16 protein-coding genes and 2 pseudogenes are annotated in these 22,899 nt (G+C 74.9%); 12 read left to right on the forward strand and 6 right to left on the reverse strand.

What is annotated here, in order from left to right; translation table 11 throughout:
• The first annotated feature begins 8 nt into the window (after positions 1-8).
• From VSR01_RS33455 to VSR01_RS33470, 4 genes and pseudogenes are all read left to right on the forward strand, one after another.
• A complete protein-coding gene (locus VSR01_RS33455) occupies positions 9-1,121 on the forward strand; it encodes an ATP-binding protein (RefSeq protein ID WP_326452728.1) in 1,113 nt (370 codons plus the stop codon).
• Positions 1,122-1,192: 71 nt separating this feature from the next.
• A pseudogene (locus VSR01_RS33460) lies at positions 1,193-4,047 on the forward strand (hypothetical protein).
• Between the two features lie 428 nt (positions 4,048-4,475).
• Positions 4,476-5,378, forward strand: a complete 903-nt coding sequence (locus VSR01_RS33465) for an alpha/beta hydrolase (RefSeq protein WP_326452729.1) — start codon at positions 4,476-4,478, stop codon at positions 5,376-5,378.
• A gap of 133 nt (positions 5,379-5,511) precedes the next feature.
• Positions 5,512-6,699 (forward strand): L-talarate/galactarate dehydratase, encoded by a 1,188-nt coding sequence (locus VSR01_RS33470; RefSeq protein WP_326452730.1) that lies wholly within the window; start codon positions 5,512-5,514, stop codon positions 6,697-6,699.
• A 121-nt stretch (positions 6,700-6,820) separates the two neighbouring features.
• Here the strand turns inward: VSR01_RS33470 and VSR01_RS33475 are convergent, their stop codons facing one another.
• A complete protein-coding gene (locus VSR01_RS33475; RefSeq protein WP_326452731.1) occupies positions 6,821-7,405 on the reverse strand; it encodes a hypothetical protein in 585 nt (194 codons plus the stop codon).
• Entirely contained in the window at positions 7,402-7,983 is a 582-nt protein-coding gene (locus tag VSR01_RS33480; protein WP_326452732.1) for an NAD(P)-binding domain-containing protein, read from the reverse strand. The genes VSR01_RS33475 and VSR01_RS33480 overlap by 4 nt, the downstream gene beginning before the upstream one ends.
• Before the next feature lie 179 nt (positions 7,984-8,162).
• Here VSR01_RS33480 and VSR01_RS33485 point away from each other — a divergent pair, with 179 nt between their 5' ends.
• Positions 8,163-9,173, forward strand: a complete 1,011-nt coding sequence (locus VSR01_RS33485; RefSeq protein WP_326452733.1) for a LysR family transcriptional regulator — start codon at positions 8,163-8,165, stop codon at positions 9,171-9,173.
• A 93-nt stretch (positions 9,174-9,266) separates the two neighbouring features.
• Here the strand turns inward: VSR01_RS33485 and VSR01_RS33490 are convergent, their stop codons facing one another.
• Positions 9,267-10,286, reverse strand: a complete 1,020-nt coding sequence (locus VSR01_RS33490; protein WP_326452734.1) for a Gfo/Idh/MocA family protein — start codon at positions 10,284-10,286, stop codon at positions 9,267-9,269.
• Positions 10,287-10,456: 170 nt separating this feature from the next.
• Between VSR01_RS33490 and VSR01_RS33495 the strand changes: the two genes are divergently transcribed.
• The 6 genes and pseudogenes from VSR01_RS33495 (at position 10,457) to iolD (ending at position 17,615) form a co-directional block, all read left to right on the forward strand.
• Complete coding sequence (locus tag VSR01_RS33495) at positions 10,457-11,200, forward strand: GntR family transcriptional regulator (protein ID WP_326452735.1); 744 nt, start codon at positions 10,457-10,459, stop codon at positions 11,198-11,200.
• A 180-nt stretch (positions 11,201-11,380) separates the two neighbouring features.
• Positions 11,381-12,130: pseudogene (locus VSR01_RS33500) on the forward strand (TIM barrel protein); the annotation flags it as partial.
• A gap of 80 nt (positions 12,131-12,210) precedes the next feature.
• A complete protein-coding gene (iolC, locus tag VSR01_RS33505) occupies positions 12,211-13,245 on the forward strand; it encodes a 5-dehydro-2-deoxygluconokinase (RefSeq protein WP_326452736.1) in 1,035 nt (344 codons plus the stop codon).
• A 301-nt stretch (positions 13,246-13,546) separates the two neighbouring features.
• Positions 13,547-14,458 carry a Cgl0159 family (beta/alpha)8-fold protein gene (locus VSR01_RS33510; protein ID WP_442785734.1) on the forward strand — a complete coding sequence of 304 codons (912 nt, stop codon included), beginning with the start codon at positions 13,547-13,549 and terminating at the stop codon, positions 14,456-14,458.
• Entirely contained in the window at positions 14,455-15,498 is a 1,044-nt protein-coding gene (locus tag VSR01_RS33515) for a 5-deoxy-glucuronate isomerase (RefSeq protein ID WP_326452738.1), read from the forward strand. Before VSR01_RS33510 ends, VSR01_RS33515 begins: the two co-directional genes overlap by 4 nt.
• Complete coding sequence (gene iolD, locus VSR01_RS33520; RefSeq protein ID WP_326452739.1) at positions 15,495-17,615, forward strand: 3D-(3,5/4)-trihydroxycyclohexane-1,2-dione acylhydrolase (decyclizing); 2,121 nt, start codon at positions 15,495-15,497, stop codon at positions 17,613-17,615. Before VSR01_RS33515 ends, iolD begins: the two co-directional genes overlap by 4 nt.
• A 120-nt stretch (positions 17,616-17,735) precedes the next feature.
• On the opposite strand, the gene VSR01_RS33525 is transcribed toward iolD, so the two are convergent.
• The 3 genes from VSR01_RS33525 to VSR01_RS33535 form a co-directional block, all read right to left on the reverse strand.
• A complete protein-coding gene (locus VSR01_RS33525; protein ID WP_326452740.1) occupies positions 17,736-18,779 on the reverse strand; it encodes an LLM class flavin-dependent oxidoreductase in 1,044 nt (347 codons plus the stop codon).
• A gap of 79 nt (positions 18,780-18,858) precedes the next feature.
• Positions 18,859-20,070: a cytochrome P450 gene (locus VSR01_RS33530; protein WP_326452741.1), complete on the reverse strand. Its 1,212-nt coding sequence runs from the start codon at positions 20,068-20,070 to the stop codon at positions 18,859-18,861.
• Positions 20,071-20,275: 205 nt separating this feature from the next.
• Positions 20,276-21,769 carry an MFS transporter gene (locus tag VSR01_RS33535; protein WP_326452742.1) on the reverse strand — a complete coding sequence of 498 codons (1,494 nt, stop codon included), beginning with the start codon at positions 21,767-21,769 and terminating at the stop codon, positions 20,276-20,278.
• A 180-nt stretch (positions 21,770-21,949) separates the two neighbouring features.
• On the opposite strand from VSR01_RS33535, the gene VSR01_RS33540 reads away from it, so the two are divergent.
• Positions 21,950-22,852, forward strand: a complete 903-nt coding sequence (locus VSR01_RS33540) for a helix-turn-helix transcriptional regulator (protein ID WP_326452743.1) — start codon at positions 21,950-21,952, stop codon at positions 22,850-22,852.
• The last annotated feature ends 47 nt before the right edge of the window (positions 22,853-22,899 follow it).

Raw genomic sequence — 22,899 nt, forward strand, 5'->3', positions numbered from 1 at the left:
GCACCGACATGTCCGAACTGCTGCGCGCCCCCGCCGAGATCAAGTACGCCGAGGAACTCGACTGGCTGGAGTCGATCGACGACGGCCCCAAGCCGTTCTCCTGGCGGCTGTCGCCGAAGATGGTCCGCCTGTTCATCCTCGGCTCCGAGCGCGCGGACGGCCTGGACCGGGAGATCTCCCAGAAGTGGTTCGGCGACCGCAGCTTCGTCGAACGCTCCGTCGTCACCCTCGCCTCCGACCGCGGCCTGCTGCTCATCGGCGACCCCGGCACCGGCAAGAGCTGGCTGGCCGAGCTGCTGTCGGCGGCGATCTCCCGCAACTCCACGCTGGTCGTGCAGGGCACCGCCGGCACCACCGAGGACCACATCAAGTACTCGTGGAACGTCTCGATGGTGATCGCCAAGGGACAGTCGCGGGAGTCGATGATCCCCTCGCCGATCATGACCGCGATGGAGACCGGCCGGATCGGCCGCTTCGAGGAACTCACCCGCTCCACCAGCGACGTCCAGGACGCGCTGATCTCGATCCTGTCCGAGAAGTACATCTCGGTGCCCGAACTCGACAGCGACAACATCGTCTTCGCCCAGCCGGGCTTCTCGATCATCGCCACCGCCAACTCCCGCGACCGCGGCGTCAACGACCTGTCCTCGGCGCTCAAGCGGCGGTTCAACTTCGTCCGCATCCCGGTGGTGACGAACAAGAAGAGCGAGGCGGAGATCGTCCGGTTCCGCACCGAGGAGCTGCTGCGCCGCCACCGGATCGAGCTGGACGTGCCGCCCACCCTGCTCGACGTGCTGCTGCAGAGTTTCGCCGACCTGCGCGCCTCGGCCGCCGCGGCCGGCAGCGACGACGAGAAGCTGGAGTCCGCGCTGTCCACCGCCGAGCAGATCGGCGTGCTGGAGGACGCGATCCTGCACAGCACCTTCTTCGGCGACCGCGCGCTGACCGCCCGCACCCTCGCCGCCTCGCTGGTCGGCTCGCTGGCCCGGCGCGCGCCGGAGGACCTGGCCATCCTCAACACGTACCTGCACGGCGTTATCGAGCCCCGCGGCAAGGACCTCGGCGGCGCCTGGCCGGAGTTCCTCGAAGGCGGGCGCGACGCGATCGCGACGCTGTCGTGACCGGCGCACAGACGGCCGCCGCCGGCGGCCCGGCACTCGACCAGGCGGCCGAAGCCTCGGCGTTCGGCGCGCTGCGCACCCAACTGCAGGACGCCGCCCGCGCGTTCGCCGGCGGCCAGGACGCCCTGGAGGACATCCTGCTGGGCATCGTCGACGACGTCGACCGTGCCCGGCGCGAGCCGCTGGAGATCTTCCCGGTCTGCCACCACTCGCCCGCCTCGGCGCTCGCGATGGCCCGGCGGCTGCGCGAGAAGCAGCCCGCGGTGGTGTACCTGGAGCTGTGCGAGGACATGGCGCCGCTCCTCACCGAACTGCGCAACTGCCGCCTGCCGGTGGCGGTCCAGGCGTTCGCCGGCGAGGTCGACGGCTTCCCCGCCGACTGGTCGCCGCTGTCGGTGGTCGCGCCGATCACCGAGGCGTCCGCGGAGTACCAGGCGATCGCGTACGCGCTGGACACCCCCGGCGTCGACCTCGTCCTGGTCGACCGCTCCTCCGACCACGTCTTCCAATGGGACGCCAGAGCCGGGCGGCGGGAGCAGGCCGCGCCGCCCGCCGACCCGGACGCGAGCCCCGCCGACCCCGCGCAGCAGCCGCCGGAGGAGGAGGCCGGACTGCACGGCGACGCGGTCGGCGTGGAGATCGGCGACCTGCGGCCGCGCTTCGCGGAGCTGGAGGAGCACCTGCTGCGCCACGGCCGGGTCCGGCACTGGTCGGAGTGGTGGCACCAGTACGTGGAACTGCCGCTCGGCGACAGCGACCACGACACCTACCGGCAGGTGATGTTCCTGATCGGCAGCCTCTTCCGGCGGCTCGCGCCCGGCGACCGGGACCGGCTGCGGGTGGACGAGGACCGCGAACGCCACATGTGGACCCGGATACGCGAGCACCTGGCCGCCACCGGCGCCGATCCCGCGGACTGCCTGTACGTGTGCGGCGCCTTCCACGCGGCCAGCCGCGTCGCGGAATTCGGCGTGCACGGCGCCGACGGCTTCGTGATCGGCCCGCCCACCGCGACGGTCTGGCAGCACGGCCTGATTCCCTCCAGCCACACGGCGGTCGAGGCGCAGTTCGGCCTCGCACCGGGATCGGTGTCGATCGCCGCCACCCAGTGGGCGAAGAACCTCAAGCGCACCCGCGTACGCCCGTACCGGCTGGCCGGCCAGGCCGGCGGGAAGCAGACGGCGGCGCGGACGGCGGCGACGGCGCTCGCCTCGGGCCCGCGGCGCGCCGCGGCGGCCGGGCCGGGCGGGGCCGGCCCCGCGGACCGGCCGGACGCCGGCGCCGCCGACCGGCTCAGCGGGTTCCTGCGGCGCCCACCGGTCCTCGACCCGCTGGACGAGGCGGAGCTGCTCGGCTGGTCGGTGGAGATCGTGCGGGCCGCCCGCAGGAACAACTACCTGGCGTCCACGGCCGACGCCATCGCGGTGTTCGAGACGTCGATCCTGCTCGCCGGGATGCGCGACCGGGCCCGTCCCACGCCGTACGACTTCCAGGACGCCGCGGTCACCTGCATCGAGAAGGACACCGTGGTCGGCCGGCGCGACGTGCGCCGGCTGGTGGAGATCATGATGGGCGGCGACCGGATCGGGCAGGTCGGCTACGACGCGCTGCCGCCGCTCGCCCGGGACGTGCACGACCGCCTCGCGCCGCTGGGCCTCAAACTGCAGCAGCGCGGCGTGCAGCGGGCGTTGCTGGACATCGCCGGCCTGCCGAACTGGCCCGCTGCTCCGACGCGCTGTGGATCCTGCGCCGCCTCATGCCCGACGGCGCCGCCCGGCCGATCATGGGCGAGCGCGCTTTCGGCGAGCGGGCCATCCAGGAGTCCTGGGACCTGTCGCTCGGCACCCACCAACGCGCCCTGATCGAGCTGGGCTACGAGGGGGTGAGCATCGAACAGGTCCTGGAGCAGCGGCTGCGGCGCACCGCCTACCACCCGCAGGCCACGGTGGCGGACGTGCTGCAGACCGTCGAGGACGCGGTGCTGTACCTGCGCAGCCGCCGCCTGGCCGACGAACTCGGCGCCCGCGCACTGGAGGTGCTGGCCGCCGAGCGGAGCGTCGACGGCGCGCCGGAGGTGCTGCGGCGCACCCGCCGGCTGCTGGCGTACTACCGCACCGCCGAGCCGGTCCTGCCGGCCTGGATCGAGTCCTTCGTGACGGCCGGCTACGCGCACTACTGCACGCTGCTGCCGACCGCCTTCACCGACGAGGACGCGACCGTCCGGCAGGTCGCGGCGACGCTCGGGTTCCTGTTCAGCATGGAGGGGCTCGCGCTGTCGCTCGGCTGCGACCGCACCCAACTGGAGCTGGCCGTCGCGCAGTCGCACCCCCGGGAGCCCGCGCGCACCGCGCTGCTGTGGGCCGCCCGGAACCACCTGGGCATCCTGTCCCGCGCGGACCTGCGCTCGCGCACCGACGAGTTGCTCGGCAGCCCGATGACGCTGCCGGGATACCCGCGCTATCTCAGCGGGTTCCTGGAGGCCCTCGTGCCGGTGCCGGGGCTCACCGACTTCGTGGTGGAAGCGGTGTCGAACGCCTTCGCCCGGCTGCCCGACCACGTGCTGCTGCCCTGGCTGCCGACGCTGATCACGACCGTGCGGGAGAGCGGCGCCGAGACGGTGCCGCTGCTGGTCCGCGAGGCCGGCCGGATCTTCCCCGCCCGGCTCGACGCGCTGGACGCGTGGACGCCGCCGTGGCAGCGGGAGGCCGCGCCGGCCGCCGCTCCCGCACCCGGCCCGGCCGGCGGCGCCGGCGGCGTCGCGCTGCTGGCCGCCCACCCGGCGGCGTGCGACGCGGTGGCGGCGCTGCTGGGCTGCGACGACGGGTGGCGGACGCCGGACACGGCGTCCCCACCGCGGGGCGCGGCGCTGCCGGCCCGCCACCCCGACACCGCGGTCGCGCTGGACGCGCTGCTAAGCGCGCTCTGACCGCCGCACCGCACGGGGCGCCTCCCACCGCACGGGGCGCCTCCACCGACCGGGCGCCTCCACCGACCGGGCGGCGCCCGGGCGCGCGACCGGCACGACCCCGCGGCCTCCGAACGACCCCGTGCGGCGTGGCCGTTCGGACGCCGCGGGGCAACGCGGCAGGCGGGCAAGGCGGTCAGCACAGATATGAGACAGCGCAACCGAACCACGCAACGCCTCTCCGCCGTCCTGCTGCTCCTCGCCGCCCTCCTCACGGCCGGCGCCCAACTCCCCGCCGCCGCAAGCGGACCGGGCTCCCGCACGGCCGGGGACCCCGGCGCGGCGGCGGGGCCGGCCATGCCGCGCCCGCCGTCGCGACCGCCCGCTACGACCTGGGCGACACCGCGTTCACCGACCCGCAGAGCGGCACGGTCAGCGAACTGCGCGCCGTGGTGCACTACCCCGCGACCCTGCGCGGCCGACTGCCGCTCATCGTCATGGCGCACGGCTCCTGGTGGGCGTGCGACAGCCAGGACGCCTACGACTGGCCGTGCGAGACCGGCTCTCCGTTCCCCAGCTACCGCGGCTACGACTACCTCGGCGCGGCGCTGGCCGCCCGCGGCTTCGTCGTGGTCTCCATCAGCGCGGACGGCATCAACCAGACGTCCTTCGACTACGGTGACCGGGCCCGGCTGGTCAACGAACACCTGTCGCTCTGGCAGCAGTTGGCCGCGCACGGCAGCGGCCCGCTGGCCGGGCACTTCACCGACGAGGCAGGGCGCCCGGTCGCACCGGCCTTCGCCGGCCACGTCGACATGAGCCGCGTCGGCACCCTCGGCCACTCGCGCGGGGGCAAGGGCGTGATGTGGCAGGCGTCGGACAAGCACCGCGCCGAGTGGCCGGCCGGCGTCCGCGTCCGCGCCGTACTGGGCCTCGCGCCGGTGAAGTTCGACGACCCCGAGGGCGACCACAGCGACACCCTCACCACCACCGTCCCGTTCGCCGTGGTCACCGGCGGCTGCGACGGCGCGGTCCACGAGGCCGGCCAGGAGTACCTCGACGACCTCGCCGGACAGAACACCGTCACCGACTTCTCGGTGTCCCTGACGTACGCCAACCACAACTACTTCAACACCCAGTGGACGCCGCCCGCCCTGTTCGGGGAGGACGACAGCACCTGCCCGGCCACCGAACTCACCCCCGCGCGGCAGCAGGACGCCCTCACCGCGTATGCCACGGCCTTCTACCGCTACGAATTGTACGGCGACCGCGGCGGACTGCCGCTGCTCACCGGCGCCCGGCCGCTGCCCGGCGCCGCCTCCGTCACCCGCGTCGTCCCCGCCGGACGCTGACGCGGGTCGCTGACGCCGGCCGCCGACGCCGGCCGCACCCCCCGCCCGCCTCCCGCGCGGGCCCGCCTCCGCGCCCCGCCCGGTCGTGACACCCCGGGCGGGGCGCACGATGATGGGGTGGGAGGAGGTGCTCATGGTGCGGGAGCGTGCGGAAGGCACGGGGACGGGAAGCGGCCCGGACGGGGCCGGGGAGCGGTCCGGGGACCGGATACGGAACGTGCGGGTGTCCTCGGTGCGGGTGCCGCTGCCCACCCCGGTCAGCGACGCCAAGGTGCTGACCGGAGTGCAGCGGCCGATGACCGAGGTCGCGGTGCTGGTCGCGGAGATCAGCACGCACGACGGGCACCAGGGGATCGGCTTCAGCTACTCCAAACGCGCGGGCGGCGACGGCCAGTTCGCGCACGCCGTCGAGGTCGGACCCGCGCTGGTCGGGGAGGATCCCAGCGACATCGGCCGACTGTGGACCAAGCTGGTCTGGGCCGGCGCGTCCGTCGGCCGCAGCGGACTGGCGACCCAGGCGATCGCCGCGTACGACATCGCGCTGTGGGACCTCAAGGCCCGGCGCGCCGGACTGCCGCTGGCCAAACTCCTCGGCGCGCACCGGGACTCGGTGCGCTGCTACAACACCTCCGGCGGCTTCCTGCACACCCCGATCGAGCAGGTGCTCGACAACGCGACCGCCGCGCTGGAGCGCGGCATCGGCGGCGTCAAGATCAAGGTCGGCCAGCCGGACAGCGCCGCCGACCTCAAGCGCCTGGAGGCCGTGCGCACCCGCCTGGGCGACGCGGTGCCGCTGATGGTCGACGCCAACCAGCAGTGGGACCGCGCCACCGCGCTGCGGCTCGGCCGCGCCCTGGAGCCGTTCGGGCTGACCTGGATCGAGGAGCCGCTCGACGCCTACGACGCGCAGGGCCACGCCGCGCTCGCCGCGGCCCTGGACACGCCGGTCGCCACCGGCGAGATGCTGGCGAGCGTCGCCGAGCACACCACGCTGATCGAGGCCCGCGGCTGCGACATCATCCAGCCCGACGCGCCGCGCGTCGGCGGCATCACCCAGTTCCTCAAGCTCGCCGCGCTGGCCGAGCACCACCGCCTCGACCTCGCGCCGCACTTCGCGATGGAGATCCACCTGCACCTGGCCGCGGCCTATCCGTACGAGCCGTGGGTCGAGCACTTCGAGTGGCTGGAGCCGCTGTTCGCCGAGCGCCTGGAGATCCGCGACGGCCGGATGCGCCTGCCGACGCGGCCCGGCCTCGGCATCACCCTCACCGAACAGGCCCGCGCCTGGACCACGGCGACGGCGGAGATCCCCACGGCGTGACCTGACCTGACCTGACCTGGCCTGGCCGGACCTGACGTGACCCGACGTGACGAGACCTGACGAGACCTGACGAGACGTGACGCGGCCTGACGCGGCCCCCCGTGCCCCGGCCGTCGCGCGCTCAGCCGAGGATGAAGCGGCCCCCGGCCGCCTCCGCCAGCTCCGGGCCGAACAGCGCGCCCGGCGTGTACGCGCCCGGCCGGCCCTCGCCGCGGGCCAGCCGCGCGGCGACCTCGGCCGCCGCACCGCTGGTGAACGACATGGCGTCGCCCGCGCACATCCAGCCCTCGCGGACCGAGCCGTCCGCGTCCTCCACCCGGGCCCGCGCCCAGGTGGACTCGCGCCGCATCGGGCCCGGCTTGACGGTGACCGTGGCCAGACGGCGCTTGGCGGCGTTGCCGAGCGCCGGCATCGCCAGCAGCCGGGCGGCGACCGGGATCACCACGCGCAGCACCCGCGAGGTCGGGATCTCGCTGGACCCCGACACGACGTTCGGCGCCCCGCTGGCGCGCCGGGCCGCCTCCAGTTCGCCGCTGGGCACCCGGCCGGTACGCACCGCGACGCCGTCGGGGAGGGTGAGGGACTCGACGTCCCCGCCGACCGCCGCGCGCACCAGCCGCCCGTTCGCGTACTGCCGCCCGCCGGCCGCGAGCCCGTCGACGAGCGACCCGGCCAGCGCCGCGCCGACCGCGCCCCCCTCGTTCACCAGCGCCGGCACCGCGTCGACCCGGACCCGGTGCGGCCGGGCCGGCCCTGGCACAGCTTCAGCAGCACGCTCTCGGTGCCGAGCACGCCGTAGCCCGCGCCGGTCACCAGGCAGCTCCCGGCGGCGACCGCCCGCTCGTGCCGGTCCAGCAAGCTCGTGACGGCGGGCAGCTCGTTCGCCAGGTCGAGGTAGTGCGTGCCGGGCGGGCACGCGTCCAGCACCGGAGCGGCCGTGCGGGTGAACGGTCCGACGGTGTTGACGACGACCGCGGGCGCGCCGTCCGCGACGCGCGCGGCGACCGCCTCGACGGACCCGGCGACCACCGTGCGCGGCAGCCCCGCCCGCCCGGACCCGCCCTCGTCCCCGACCCGGGACCCGCGCGCGCTCCCGGAGCCGCCCGCGTCTCCGGAGACGTCGTCCGGTCCGCCGTCCGCCCGCGCGGCCAGCTGCCGGGCCGTCTCCCGCAGCCGCTCCTCGTCACGCCCGACCAGCACCGGCGTCACGCCCGCCGCTACCAGCCGCTGGGCGATCGCGCGTCCGGACCGCCCGGTGGCGCCCAGAATCCAGATCTCGTTCATGGCCCGCTTCCGCTCGTACTCGTGGGACCGGCCTGTGCCGTCCGTGTCTCCACGGTGGCGGCGGACGGCGGGCGAGGTCCAATGAGTGTTCCGGGCCGCGCATCCCGATCCGCGCATCACCGCAGCTCACAGCCGATCGCCGGGCGACACGGCGACTCGTGGCGCGTTACGGTGAACGCATGAAGGCTCCGACCCCGCCGTCAGCCGCAGGTCCGGGCCCGCGGTCATCCGCGCCGCCGGCCGCACCGCTTGCGCCGTCGGCCGCACCGCCGGCATCGCGGGACCGGACCCCGCCCGTTCCCGCGGACCTCGACCTGCGACTCGTCCGCAGCTTCACCGTCGTCGCCGAGCACCGCCACTTCGGGCGCGCCGCGGCCGACCTGCACCTCACCCAGTCCTCGCTCAGCCGCCAGATCGCCCGCCTCGAACAGCAGGTGGGCGCGCGGCTGCTGGACCGCACCCCGCAGGGCAACGAGCTGACCGAGGCCGGACAGGCGTTCCTCCCGGCGGCCAGGGCGGTGCTGCGCTCGGCCGCGCAGGCCGCCGCGCGGGCCAGGGCGGCCGCCGAGCCGAGCCGCGTCACGATCGGCTACATCTCCGGCACCATCGTCACGCCCGCGGTGCGCGCCCTGCGCCGCCGCCATCCCGACGCCGACGTGCGCACCGTGCACCTAAACTTCGGCGACGTGGCCGGGGCGCTGCTCGACCACCGGGCGGACGCGGCGGTGGGCCGGCTGCCGTTCCCCACCGAGGGCCTGCACGTGACGGTGCTGTACGACGAGCCGCGGGCGCTGATGATGCCGCGCGACCACCGGCTGGCCGGCAAGGACTCGGTGAGTCTCGACGACGTCGCGGACGAGCCGATGCCGCGGATACCGGACCCCGAGCTGGACGCCTTCTGGCGCGTCGACCCCCGGCCCGACGGCCGCCCCGCGCCGGACGGCCCGCTGATCGGCGCGGTCGAGGACAAGATCGAACTCGTCGCGTCGGGGCAGGCGCTGGCGATCGTCCCGCTCGGCGTCGGCACGGCCGTCTTCCGCACCGACCTCACCCTGGTGCCGCTGCGCGGCGTCGACCCGAGCCATGTCGTCCTGGCCACCCGGGCCGGCGAGCGCGGCCGGCTGGTCACCGCCTTCCGCTCCTACGCCGAGGCGCTGCTCAACGGCGGCCCGGCCGCCGCGCAGGCGTAGGCGCCCGGGACGCCTGCCGCCGCGTGCTCGTAGGTCCCCAGGACGCCTGCCGCCCCGGGCCCGGACTTCCCGGGCGGCCCCTGTCTCGCGCCCTCACTCCGCGGTCGCGGCCGGGGCCGGCGGGACCGCCACCGGGCGGGACTCCGCGCGGGAGCGCGACGCCGCGTCCGCGACCGCGAGCGCCGCGCGGGCGTCGAGCGCGGTGCACGGACTCGGCCGCAGCCCCGCCGCCATCTCGGTGAACGCGATCAGCTCCGCCCGGTAGGCGTCCGCGAAGCGCTCCATGAAGCCCGGGTGCGGCGCGCCGCCCGGCCAGGACGCGCCCTCGGCCGACACCAGCGGGGTCTGGTCCGTCAGGCCTGCCACCAGCGTGCCCTTGGAGCCGCACACCTCCAGCCGCACGTCGTAGCCCGCGCCGTTGTAGCGGGTCGCGGTGCAGGTGGCCAGCGTGCCGTCGTCCAGCGTGAGCACGCTGACGCCGGTGTCCACGTCGCCGGCCGCCGCGAAGAATTCCTCGCCGCGGTTGGCGCCGGTCGCGTAGACCTCGACGACCTCCCGGCCGGTCACCCAGCGCACCGCGTCGTAGTCGTGCACCGAGCAGTCGCGGAAGATGCCGCCGGAGCCGGGGATGTAGGACGCGTGCGGCGGCGTCGGATCGGAGGTGCAGGCGCGCAGGGTGTGGGTCCAGCCCAGCCGGCCGCTCGCCACCGCCTCGCGCGCCGCCAGGTAGCCGGCGTCGAAGCGCCGCTGGAAGCCGATGTGCAGCGGCGCGCCGGCGCCGTCCGCGCCGCCGAGCGCGGCGAGCACCGCGTCGGTCTCGGCGAGCGTCCCGGCCACCGGCTTCTCGCAGAAGGTCGGCAGCCCCGCGCGCTGCGCGGCCAGGATCAGCTCGGCGTGCGCGCCGGTCGGCGCGGCGATCACCACGCCGTCCAGCCCATCGCCGAGCAGCCCGTCCAGGTCGCCGGCGACCCGCGCGCCGACCTTCTCCGCCACCGCGCGCGCCGAGCGGTCGTCGGCGTCGTGCACCACGAGCGAGGTCACCGCCGGCAGCCGGGCCAGGGTCGCGGCGTGGAACGCGCCGATGCGGCCGGTGCCGATGAGTCCGATGCGCATGCCTGGAGCCTTTCGTGCGGTGCGGTGCCGTGACGGTGCGGTGACCTTCTGCTTTCTACGTCGTGGTGGACGGCCCAGGCAAGTATTTGTTATGACATACGGACGTGCGGCACTCCGGAGGAACCGCGGTGGGCCGGCGCGCACACCCGCGGCCGGCTGGGAGGGGTGGCGTGGATTCGTACGCGAGGATGATCACCATCGACCGGAGCAGCCCGGTCCCGCTGTACTTCCAGTTCGCCCAGCAGCTCCAGCGCCTGATCGAGACCGGGGTGCTGCCGCCCGGCACCCGGCTGAGCAACGAGATCGCCATGGCCGGCGAGTTCGGGCTGTCCCGCCCGACCGTGCGGCAGGCCATGCAGCACCTGGTGGACAAGGGCCTGCTGGCGCGCAGGCGCGGCGTGGGAACGCAGGTCGTCACCGACCGGATACGCCGCCGGGTGGAGTTCACCAGCCTCTACGAGGACCTGGAACGCGACCGGCGCGGGCCGCGCACCGAGGTGCTGTCCTTCGGCACCGTCCCGGCGGGACCCGCGGTGGCCGCCGCGCTGCGCGTCGAGGAGGGCGCGCAGGTGGTGGCCTTCCGCCGGCTGCGCTACGCCGACGACCAGCCGATCGCCCTGCTGCACAACCACCTGCCGGCCGCCCGCGACACCGTCACCGCGCAGGCCCTCGCCGAGACCGGCCTGTACCGGCTGCTGCGGCAGTCCGGCGCGGGGCTGCGCACCGCCCGCCAGTCCATCGGCGCGCGCCGCGCCACCGCCGCGGAGGCCCGGCTGCTCGGTGAGACCCGCGGCGCGCCCCTGCTGACCATGACCCGCACCGCGTACGACGACTCCGGCCACCCGGTCGAGTACGGCGCGCACGTGTACCGCGCGTCCCGCTACTCGTTCGAGATGTCGGTGGCCGCCTACTGACTCACTGACTCGCGGCCGGCGTACCCGGCCCGCCCCGCGCACGCCGTGTCCGACCACGATGGGAGACCGCTCATGACCGCGTCCCTCGCCCCGCGCATCGCCGGCGCGCCGATCTCGTGGGGAGTGTCGGAGGTGCCCGGCTGGGGCCACCAGCTCGCCCCCGAGGCGGTGCTGCGGCAGATGCGCGACGTGGGACTGGCCGCCGCCGAGTTCGGGCCCGAGGGCTTCCTGCCCGACGCGCCGGCCGAGAAGGCCGCGGTCCTGGCGGCCCACGGGCTGCGCGCCGTCGGCCAGTTCGTGCCGGTCGTGCTGCACGACCGGGACCACGACCCGCTGCCCGGCGTCGAGGCGGCGATCGCCGGACTCGCCGCCGCGGGCGCCGGCACGCTCGTCGTCGCCGCGGCCTCCGGCGCCGACGGCTACGACGGCCGGCCGCCGCTGGACGCCGCGGGCTGGGAGCGGCTGCTGGCCGCCCTCGACCGGATCGCCGACGCCGCCGCGGCGGCCGGCCTGGTCGCGGCGCTGCACCCGCACGTCGGCACCCTGGTCGAGTCGGGGGAGGAGACCGGGCGGGTGCTGGACGGCTCCCGGATCGGCCTCTGCCTGGACACCGGCCACCTGGTCATCGGCGGCGGCGACCCCGTCGAGGTCGCCGCGCGCCGGCCCGAGCGCGTCGCCCACGTCCACCTCAAGGACGTCCGCCGCGACCTGGCGCTGCGGGTGCGCACCGGCGCGCTCACGTACACCGAGGCGGTACGCCGCGGGCTGTACGCGCCGCTCGGCGCCGGGGACGTCGACATCGCCGCGATCGTCGGCCTGCTGGAGGCCCGCGGGTACGCCGGCTGGTACGTGCTGGAGCAGGACACCGTGCTCGCGGCGGCTCCCGGCGAGGGCGGCGCCCCCGATCCGGCCGACGACGTCCGCGCCTCGCTCGCGTATCTGCTGTCGCTGGCCGACCCGGTGGGCTCCGCCGCCTCCGGCGGCGCGCCGGCCGGCGGGAGGGCTGAGCGATGGCCCACGACCTGCTCGCGATCGGACGCACCGGCGTCGACGTCTACCCGCTGGACCACGGCGTCGGCCTCGACGAGGTCAGGACGTTCGAGAAGTTCCTCGGCGGCAGCGCCACCAACGTCGCGGTGGCCGCGGCCCGGCACGGCCGCGACGCCGCGCTGGTCACCCGGGTCGGCCGCGACCCGTTCGGCCGCTATGTCCGGGCCGAGGCCGCGCGCCTCGGCGTCGACCCCGCGTACATCACGCCGATCACCGCGCCGGACGGCCCGCCCACGCCGGTGACCTTCTGCGAGGTGTTCCCGCCGGACGACTTCCCGCTGTACTTTTACCGGCACGGCGGCGCGCCCGATCTGATGATCGAGCCGGACGAGCTGCCGCTGGACGCGATCCGCGCGGCGGGCGTGCACTGGTCGACCGTCACCGGCCTGTCCGCCGAGCCCAGCCGCGCCGCGCACTTCGCCGGCTGGCGGGCCCGCGCCCGCCGCCCGTACACGGTGCTCGACCTGGACTACCGGCCGATGTTCTGGACCGGGCCCGAGGAGGCCGCGGCGCAGGTCGGCCGGGCGCTGGAGCACGTGACCGTCGCGGTCGGCAACCGCGAGGAGTGCGAGGTCGCGGTCGGCGAGCGCGACCCGCGGCGCGCGGCCGACGCCCTCCTCGACCGCGGCCTGGAGCTGGCGGTGGTCAAGCAGGGGCCCGGGGGCGTGCTCGCGGCCACCCGCGAGGAGCGCGTCGAGGTCGCGCCGTTCCCGGTCCGGGTGGTCAACGGGCTCGGCGCGGGCGACGCCTTCGGCGGCGCCCTCGTGCACGGCCTGCTCAGCGGCTGGGACCTGCGCCGGGTGATCGAGTTCGCCAACGTCGCGGGGGCGCTGGTGGCCGGCCGGCTGGAGTGCTCGACCGCGATGCCCACGACCGAGGAGGTCGAGGCGGCCCTGGCCACCGGCTCGCCGGCCTCCGGGGGGCCCGCCCGCGACCGGCGGGATCCGCCGCCGCGCCCCGGCGGAGCGCCGGTCCGCGCGGACGGACCGGCGTGACGGGCGCGGGCGTGGGCCGCGCGGACGGCGGCGGCGGACCCCGCGGCGGGGACGGCCACCGCGCGAGGGCAGACCGCATGAGGGACGGTGGCATGAGGGACGACGGTACGGCGGTACGACGGACGGCGGCGGGGCATCCGGTCCCGCGGCGGACGAGGGAGGCGCGCACGTGACCCACCACCACGTGGCCGGCGACGGGCTGCCCGACGGCGGCGTCAGCCCCGGCCGCACGCCGGGCGCGGGCGCGGCCCATGACCGGGGCCGCGCCGGCCGTGGGCGCTCGGCGGCGGGCGGCGGCGGGGTGGACGCGGCCGGGCTGACCGAGATCAGGGCGCGTGAGCCGGAACGGATCGGGCGCGCCTGGCAGAAGCGGGCCCGGCGGCCGCTGTGCGGCGAGGACGGACGGCTGCTGCTGGTCGCCGCCGACCACCCGGCCCGCGCCGCGCTCGGCGTGCGCGGCGACCACCGGGCGATGGCCAGCCGCACCGACCTGCTGGACCGGCTGGCGACCGCGCTGTCCCGGCCCGGCGTGGACGGCGTCCTCGGCACCCCCGACCTGCTGGAGGACCTGCTGCTGATGGGCGCGCTGGAGGACAAGGTCGCCATAGGGTCGATGAACCGCGGCGGGCTGCACGGCGCGGTCTTCGAACTGGACGACCGCTTCACTGCCTGCACGCCGCGGTCGATCGCCGCGCAGGGACTGGACGGCGGCAAGGCGCTGACCCGGATCTGCCTGGACGACCCCGGCACCGCCGCCACCTTGGCGGCCACCGCCGCGGCCGTCACGGACCTGGCCGAGCTGGGCCTGATGGCGCTGGTCGAGCCGTTCCTGTCGGTGCGCGAGGGCGGGCGGGTGCGCAACCTGCTGGACCCCGACAGCGTGATCACCTCGATCGCGGTGGCCGCGGGACTCGGCGCGAGCAGCGCCCACACCTGGCTGAAGCTGCCGGTGGTCGACCAGCTCGACCGCGTCCTGGACGCCACCACGCTGCCCACCCTGCTGCTCGGCGGCGACCCGCAGGGCGACCCGCACGACACCTACGAGGGCTGGCGGGCGGCGCTGGCACTGCCCGCGGTGCGCGGCCTGGTCGTCGGGCGGGCCCTGCTCTACCCGCCGGACGGCGACGTCGCCGCGGCCGTCGACATCGCGGCGGGGCTCGTCCACCCCGCGGCCCGCCCGGCCGCCCGCACCGCCCCGGGGAGCACCCGGTGACCGCGGGCGACGCGCGCTGGGTGCTGCCGTACGGCACGGCCGCCGCGGCCGGCTGGCAGGTGGTGGCCGAGCCGGGCGGCGTGGGCGGCGGCTGGCGGCACACCAGCCTGCGGGTGGGGACGCTGACCGACGCCCCCGGAGCCGCCGAACCCCCGCGCCGGCTCGAACTGCCGCCGGACGACTGGGAGTACGTGGTGGTGCCGCTGTCCGGCGCGGTGCGCGTCGAGGCGGCCACGCCCGACGGCGCCGGCCACGCGGCGCTGCTGGCCGGACGCGCGGACGTCTTCGCCGGGCCGACCGACGTGGCGTACGTGCCGGCCGGGTCGCGGCTGGCGCTGAGCGCGGCGGGCGGCACGGCCCGCGTCGCCGTGGCCGGCGCGCTGGTCCACCGGGGCGGGGACCCGAACGCCGCCGCGCCGGACCTCGACGGCCGTGCGCACCAGGGGAGTCCGGGTCCGGCCGCGCCCCCGCGGGCCTTCCGCCACGTGGCCGCGGCCGACGTGCCGGTGGAGCGGCGCGGCGCCGGCGCAGCCTCGCGCGAGGTGCGCAACTTCGCCACCCCCGCCGTGCTCGACGCGGACGCGCTGATCGCCTGCGAGGTGATCACCCCCGCCGGCAACTGGAGTTCCTGGCCGCCGCACAAGCACGACGTCGAACGCCCCGGCTCCGAGAGCGAGTTGGAGGAGATCTACTACTTCGAGACCGCGCCCGCGGTGGCCGGCGCGGCCGATCCGGCCGGCTACCACCGGGTGTACGCGTCCAGCCCCGACCGGCCGATCGACGTGCTGGCCGAAGTGCGCACCGGCGACGTCGTCCTGGTCCCGTACGGCTGGCACGGGCCGTCGGCCGCGCCGCCCGACGCGCACCTGTACTACCTGAACGTGATGGCCGGTCCCGGTCCCGAACGGGCCTGGCTGATCTGCGACGACCCGGCGCACGCGGCGGTCCGCGCCACCTGGCCCGGCCTGCCCTTCGATCCCCGGCTGCCGCTGCACGGCGGCGCCGGCCGGCCCGACACGCCCCCTGGAGGCACTGCATGAGCACGGCGGACCCGGCGCACACGCCGGACACGACGGCCACCGCGCAGGAGGCGGCCACCGCGCGGGAGACGGCGACCGGCACGGTGCGGCTGACGGTCGCCCAGGCGACGACCCGCTTCCTGGCCGCGCAGTGGTCGGAGCGCGACGGCGAGCGCAGGCCGTTCTTCGCCGGCGTCCTCGGCATCTTCGGCCACGGCAACGTCGCCGGCCTCGGCCAGGCCCTGCTCCAGGACGAGCTGTACGCCGAGCGGCTCGCCGAGCAGCGGGCGGGACGGCTCGTCGAGCCCGCCGACCCGCCCGCCGGTCCCGCCGAGCCGCCCGCCGGGCAAGGGCACCTCGACCCGAACGCCGAGCACCCCGATCCCCGCGCCCGCCGCACCCTCCGCTACGTGCTGGCCCGCAACGAACAGGCCATGGTGCACACCGCCGTCGCGTACGCCCGCCAGCGCGACCGGCTCCAGGCGTGGGCCTGCACCGCCTCCATCGGGCCCGGCTCCACCAACATGCTGACCGGCGCCGCGCTCGCCACCGTCAACCGCGTCCCGGTGCTGCTGCTGCCCTCCGACGCCTTCGCCACCCGGGTCGCCGCGCCGGTGCTCCAGGAGCTGGAGCAGCCGTACGCCGCCGACGTCAGCGTCAACGACGCCTTCCGCCCGCTGTCGCGGTTCTTCGACCGGGTGACCCGGCCCGAGCAGCTGCCCGCCGCGCTGCTCGGCGCGCTGCGGGTGCTCACCGACCCGGCCGAGACCGGCGCGGCCACGATCGCGCTGCCGCAAGACGTCCAGGCCGAGGCGTACGACTGGCCGGCCGAGCTGTTCGCGCCGCGCACCTGGCACATCGCCCGGCCGCCCGCCGAGGCGTCGCGGATCGCCGCCGCGGCCGACGCGGTGCGCGCCGCCCGCCGGCCGCTGATCGTGGCCGGCGGCGGCGTCCACTACTCCGGCGCCGAGGACGCGCTGCGCGCGCTCGCCGACGCCATCGGCATCCCGGTCGGCGAGACCCAGGCGGGCAAGGGCGCGCTGCCGCACGGCCACCCGCGGGAGATGGGCGGGATCGGCTCGACCGGCACCACCGCCGCCAACGCCCTGGCCAGGGAGGCCGATCTGGTGATCGGCGTCGGCACCCGCTGGAGCGACTTCACCACCGCTTCCCGCACCGCCTTCCAGGACCCCGGCGTCCGCTTCGTCAACCTCAACGTCGCCTCCTTCGACGCCGGCAAGCAGGCCGGCCTCGCGGTGGTCGCCGACGCGCGCGAGGCGCTGACCGCGCTCGCCGGCGCGCTGCGCGGCCACCGGGTGCCGCCCGCGTACGAGGAGCGGCAGGCCGCGCTGTGGGCGGACTGGGAGCGCCGCGTCGAGGCCGCCTACCACCCGCCGGCCGAGGTCACCGACCGCCTGGCGCCCGGACTGCTCACCCAGGGACAGGTCCTCGGCTGCGTCAACGAACTGGCCGACCCGCGCGACGTGGTGCTGTGCGCGGCCGGCTCCATGCCGGGCGACCTGCACAAGCTGTGGCGGGTCCGGGACCGCAAGGCGTACCACGTCGAGTACGGCTACTCCTGCATGGGGTACGAGATCCCCGGCGCGCTGGGGGTGCGGCTCGCCGACGACAGCCGCGACGTCTTCGCGATGGTCGGCGACGGCGGGTATCTGATGATGCCCACGGAGCTCGTCACCGCCGTGCAGGAGCGGGTCAAGGTGATCGTGGTCCTGGTGCAGAACCACGGCTTCCACTCGATCGGCTCGCTGTCGCAGTCGCTCGGCTCGCAGCGGTTCGGCACCCGCTACCGCTACCGGTCCGACGACGGGCGGCTGGACGGACCGCCGCTGCCCACCGATCTGGCCGCCAACGCCCGCAGCCTCGGCGCGCACGTCATCCAGGCGCGCTCGGCGGCCGAACTGGCGGACGCGGTCAAGCAGGCCAAGGCGTGGCCGGCGGACGGCGGCCCGGTCGTCGTGCACGTCGAGACCGACCCGCTGGTGCAGGCGCCGGACAGCGACAGCTGGTGGGACGTGCCGGTCGGCGAGGTCGCGGACCTGGAGTCCACCCGCGCGGCCCGCGCCGACTACGCAGGGCACAAGCGCGCCCAGCGCCCGCTGCTCGCGCCGCCGCGGTAGTCGTTCGGCAGCGGATCGGCTCTTCGGCGGCGACCGGGCGGCGGCACGCCGAGAAGGGAAGGTCCGGGCCCGCCGCGCGGGGGTCGCGACGGGCCCGGACGTCTCAGGGGGACGCGCCGGTCAGTCCTCGGCCCGGTCCTCGACGTAGGCGAACGTCTCGCACAGCGCCTGGATGTTGTCGCGCAGGTATGCGGTGGGCAGCGCCGCGTTCGGCGAGTAGAGCATCGGCTGCTCGTAGAGCGTTTCGTAGCGCTCCTGGTAGCGCTCCATCGCCTCCTTCGGCGTGCCGAAGACCGCGATGTCCTCTAGCATCCGGTCCGAGACGGCCGCCGTCATGGCCAGGTAGTCCTTGGCCGCGAAGGCCGAGCGGATCGCCGCGGTCTCCTCGGTGTAGCCGTTGAACTCCAGCATCGCGTCGGAGGCGCGTCGGGTGGCGTACGCGGCGATCTGCACCGCCGCGGCCCGCCGCGCCACCGCCGGGTCGTCGTCGACCGCGCAGATGATCATGCCGTTGACCGGCACGTCCTCCTCGCGGCCGGCCCGCCGCGCGCCCGCCGCCAGCGACGGGCGCACGACCTCCTCGATATAGCGGGGGGTGTACAGCGGGTGGCCCACCAGCCCGTCGGCGACCGCGCCCACCGCGCGCAGCATGGCCGGCTGCACGGCGGCCATGAGCACCGGAAGCGGACCGGCCGGCGGCGGGACGGACGGGTCGGCGGGCAGGTGACATTGGTAGAACCGGCCGTCATGGTCCACCGGTTGCTCGCTCAGGTGCCAGATCTCCCGCACCAGCCGCACGAACTCCTCGGCACGCGGGGCGGGATGGGGTTCCGACATGCCGTGCCAGTCCGACATCGACTGCGGGCTGCCGGTCCCGATGCCGAGCTGGAACCGGCCGTTGCTGAGATCGTCGAGCGACCGCGCGTCGGTGGCCAGGGTGAGCGGGCTGCGCCCGAACGCCCAGGCCACCCCTGAGCCCAGGCCGATCCGGGTGGTCGCCGCGGCCATCGAGGCCAGGGTCACGACGGCGGACCTGTTGTAGTACTCCGTGGTCCACACGGACGCGAAGCCGTGCCGCTCGGCCGTCACCGCGGCCTCGGTGACCAGCGCGACGTCACCGCCCTGCACGCTCAGCGCGGGGCGGCGGTTCAAGATCTTCTCCATGGTGAACTCCAGACTCCGGACGTTGTCTCACGGACGATCACGTGGACGGCGATGCTCCGCCGCGCGGGCGTGCCCACCGTCACCAGGTCACGGGCAGCTCGTAGATGCCGTAGAAGTTGGCGTCGTGTTTGAAGGGGATGCGGTCGAAGGGAACGGCGAGCCGGAGCCCCGGGATCTTGCGGAAGAGCGTGTCGTAGACGATCTCCAGCTCCAGCCGGGCCAGGTTCTCGCCGACGCAGCGGTGCGGCCCGTAGCCGAAGGCCAGGTGCTGGTGGGCGTCCCGGGAGATGTCCAGCCGGTCGGGATCGGCGAACACCCGCTCGTCGCGGTCGGCCGCGTTGCCCGCGACGATGATCCCGTCACCCGCCTTGATCAGCACATCGCCGACCCTGACGTCCTCCTTGGCGACCCGCGCGGTGACCGTCTCCACGATGGTGAAGTAGCGCAGCAGCTCCTCCACCGCCCGCGGCGTGCGCGACGGGTCGGCCGCGATGTCGGCGCGCACGTCCGGGTTCTGCAGCAGCGCGAGCACCCCGAGCGAGATCATGTTCGCGGTGGTGTCGTGCCCGGCCAGCAGGATCAGGAACGCCAGCCCCACCAGGTCCTCGTGGTCGGGTTCCGCTCCCTTCGCGCGGTGCTTGAGGATCTGCCGGCCGAGGAAGTCGTCGCCGGGGGCGCGCTCCTTGGCGGTCACCAACCGGTCCAGGTACGCCCGGAGTTCGCCGACCAGGGCGACCCGTTCCTGGTCGGTGGTGTCCCGCTGCAGCAGCCTTATCGACATCCGCTCGAACATCGGATGGTCGTCGTACGGGATGCCCAGGTGCTCGCAGATCACCAGCGTGGGCACCGGCAGCGCCAGCGCCTGCACCAGGTCCACCGGGCCGCCGTGCCGCAGTATGGCGTCCACGAACCGGTCCACGATGCGCTGGATGTACGGTCGCAGCACGCCGATGCTGCGAGTGGTGTACTCGCCGATGACGGATCGCCGGGCGCGCGCGTGCTCCTCGCCGTCCAGGGTGATCATCAGCGGGCGGGTCTGGGCGACCACTTGCCGGCCCTGGATGCCGCCGGGGAAGTTCGGATGCCGCCGGTCGGCGCTGAAGCGGCGGTCGCTGAGCACGACCTTCGCCTCCGGGTGGCCGGTGACCAGCCACAGTTCGAGACCGTCGGCCATCCGGACCCGGCTGACCGGCTCCTCCTTCGTCAGCCGCCGGTGTTCCGGCGGCGGGTCGAAGGGGTGCGCCCGTGGCGCGGGATACGCCGGTAGGGGCCTGACCGTCGTGTCGGACACGTCGTCACTCCTGTCTCCGGGCCGGTCCCGCGGCCCGGTGGTGGCGTTGCTCGGACGAGTCATCGCCCGGATGTACGCAAAAGAGTCGGCGGTTGTTCAGTTGCGGCGCTGTGCGCGTGCCCGGTGCCGTGGGGACGGCACCGGGCGGACTAACGATCTTCGGACGAAGAGGGAACGCGCGCCGTGGCCGCGACCGCCGCCGCCCTCACGCGGCGGCGGTCGCCGCCCGCTGTGCCGCGGCCACCGCCGCGGCCCGCCTGGCCCGCAGCAGCGATCGGGTCAGGAAGCACCCGGCGACCACCCCGACCAGGGCGAACGCCGCCATCCAGAAGGAGGAGACGGCCAGCGAGTGACCCGAGTCGTGCGGGGAGTAGGTACCGACCTTGGACAGGAAGAGGGTGCCGTAGGCGGCGACGCCGATCACCTGGCCGAGTTGCATGGTGGTGGTCACCAGGCCGCTCGCGTCGGGCGCGTTGGCCGGTTGCACGCCGGAAAGCGACTGTGCCACCAGGGGGCTCAGACCGCCGCCCAGACCGGCGCCGAGGACGCTCAGCACCACCCACAGCAGCACGTTGTTCCGCGCGCCGTCATGCATCGCCACGCCGAGACCGACGTACGAGACCGCGCACAGCGCCAGGCTGACCGGGCCGAGCAGCGGCTGGAAGGAGGACGGCAGCCGGCGCCAGTAGAAGCCGACCAGGCCGAACACCACCGACATCGGGACGAAGGTGAGACCGGCCCGCAGCGCGCTGAAGTGCAGGCCGTACTGCATGTGCAGGGCGAACACGAACAGGAAGCCGCCATAGGGGATCATCGAGCCGGTCAGGGTCAGCATCGCGGCGCCCAGGCCCGGCGAGCGCAGCACGTCGAGCCGCATCAGCGGTGCGCCGCCACGGGCCGCGACACGCTGCTCCACGGGCACGAAGACCGCGGCGAGCAGCACGCCGACCGCCATGCAGACGAACGTCCAGGCCGGCCAGCTCTCCTCGTGCCCGAGCACCAGCGGCAGCACGATCAGGAAGACCGCGGGCACCGCGATCGACAGGCCGGCCAGGTCCAGTTTCGCGCCGCCGCGCGGGGCGTCGGCCGGCACCAGGCGCGGCACCATCGCGACGACCAGCAGCCCGATCGGCACGTTGAGGAAGAAGATCGGCCGCCAGGTGTAACCGGCGATGTCGGCGTTGACGATCACACCGCCGAGCACCATGCCGAGCACGCTGCCCAGCGCGAGCACCGAGGCGTAGCCGCTCAGCGCGCGGGCCCGCTCCTTACCCTCGAAGCGCATCTGGATGACGCTGAGGATCTGCGGGACGAGCAGCGCGGCGGCGGCGCCCTGCACGAACCGGAACACCACCAGCGTCGTGGTGTTCGGCGCCAGGCCGCAGACGAGGGAGGACCCGGTGAAGCCGATGGTGCCCCACAGGTACATCGTCCGCCGCCCGAACATGGCGCCCAGGCGCGCACCGGTGATCAGCAGCATGGCATAGGCGACGGTGTATCCGGCGACCACGAGTTGCAGTGATGCCCCGGACGCGTCCAGATCCCGGCCGATGGTGGGCATGGCGACGTTGACGATGCTGACGTCCAGCAGGGCCATGAACTGACCGAGCAGCAGCACGATGAGCATCAGCCACCGGCGGTCGTTCTGCGGCGGCGCGGAAGAGATCGTTCCGGCCGCTGTCTGGGATCTCGTGAACATACCGATCACGGTGACACGTGAGGCGTATGTGCAAGTAGAGCGCGCTTACACTGTTACTGCCACTACCATTGTCAGGAGCGCCCGGTGCATTCGCTGCTGAGCAAAGGGAGCCATGGGGACTGTCGCTGCGACGCCGGGACTTCAGCCGTCCGGACTCATCCGCGAGCGAAGGATTCATCCATGAGCAGCCCCAGCGCACTGGCCGAGACCACCGGTGCGGACGCCGCTGCGCGTCGCAGATCCGAACTCGGACAGTTCCTCAAAGCCTGTCGTGCCCGCCGAACACCCCAGGAAGCAGGGCTGCCGCCCGGCACACGGCGGCGCACCACCGGCCTGCGCCGAGAGGAGGTGGCGATGCTCGCGGGCGTGGGGTTCACCTGGTACAGCTGGCTGGAACAGGGCCTGCCCATCAACGTCAGCAGCCAGGTCCTCGACGCCGTCGCCAGGACCCTGGCCATGGACCACGCCGAACGGCGCCACCTGTACCGCCTCGCCGACGCCACACCCGAGCGCGCCGGTGTCAACACCGCAGTGGTGACACCGGAGTTGAGGGCTGTCATCGACAACCTCGACCCGCTGCCCGCGGTGCTGGTCAACGGCCGGTTCGACGTCGTCGCCACCAACGAGGCGCACGACGACATGCTCTGGCAGTGGCACTCGATGCCGTGCGTCCACAAGAACACGCTGTGGTGCCACCTCACCGAGCCGCTGGCCCGCGAGAAGCTGCTCAACTACGACGAGGAGATCCCCTACGCGGTGGCCCGGCTGCGGGCCGACTACGCCCGGCACGTGGGCGAACCGGAATGGGAGGGCGACCTGCGCCGGCTGATGTCCATCAGCGAGGAGTTCACCGAGCTGTGGGAGCGGCACGAAGTGGCCGGGCCGGAGACCCGGGTGCGCCGGCTGTCCAACCACGACGCGGGCGAACTCACCCTGATCGTCAGTGAGTTGGCGGTCGCTGTGGCGCCGGGCATGCGCATCGAGGTGTACACCCCGGCCGACGAGGACAACCGTGAGCGGCTGAAACTGACCCGCGGCCGCTCCCGTGCCGCCTCCGGGGAAGCGCGCGAGCTCCAGTACTGACGTCCTGTCGGCAGACGGCTCGTCAGGCGCCGTGCGCCTCCGCACGG

It is taken from the genome of Actinacidiphila sp. DG2A-62 (assembly GCF_035825295.1).
Lineage (GTDB): Bacteria > Actinomycetota > Actinomycetes > Streptomycetales > Streptomycetaceae > Actinacidiphila.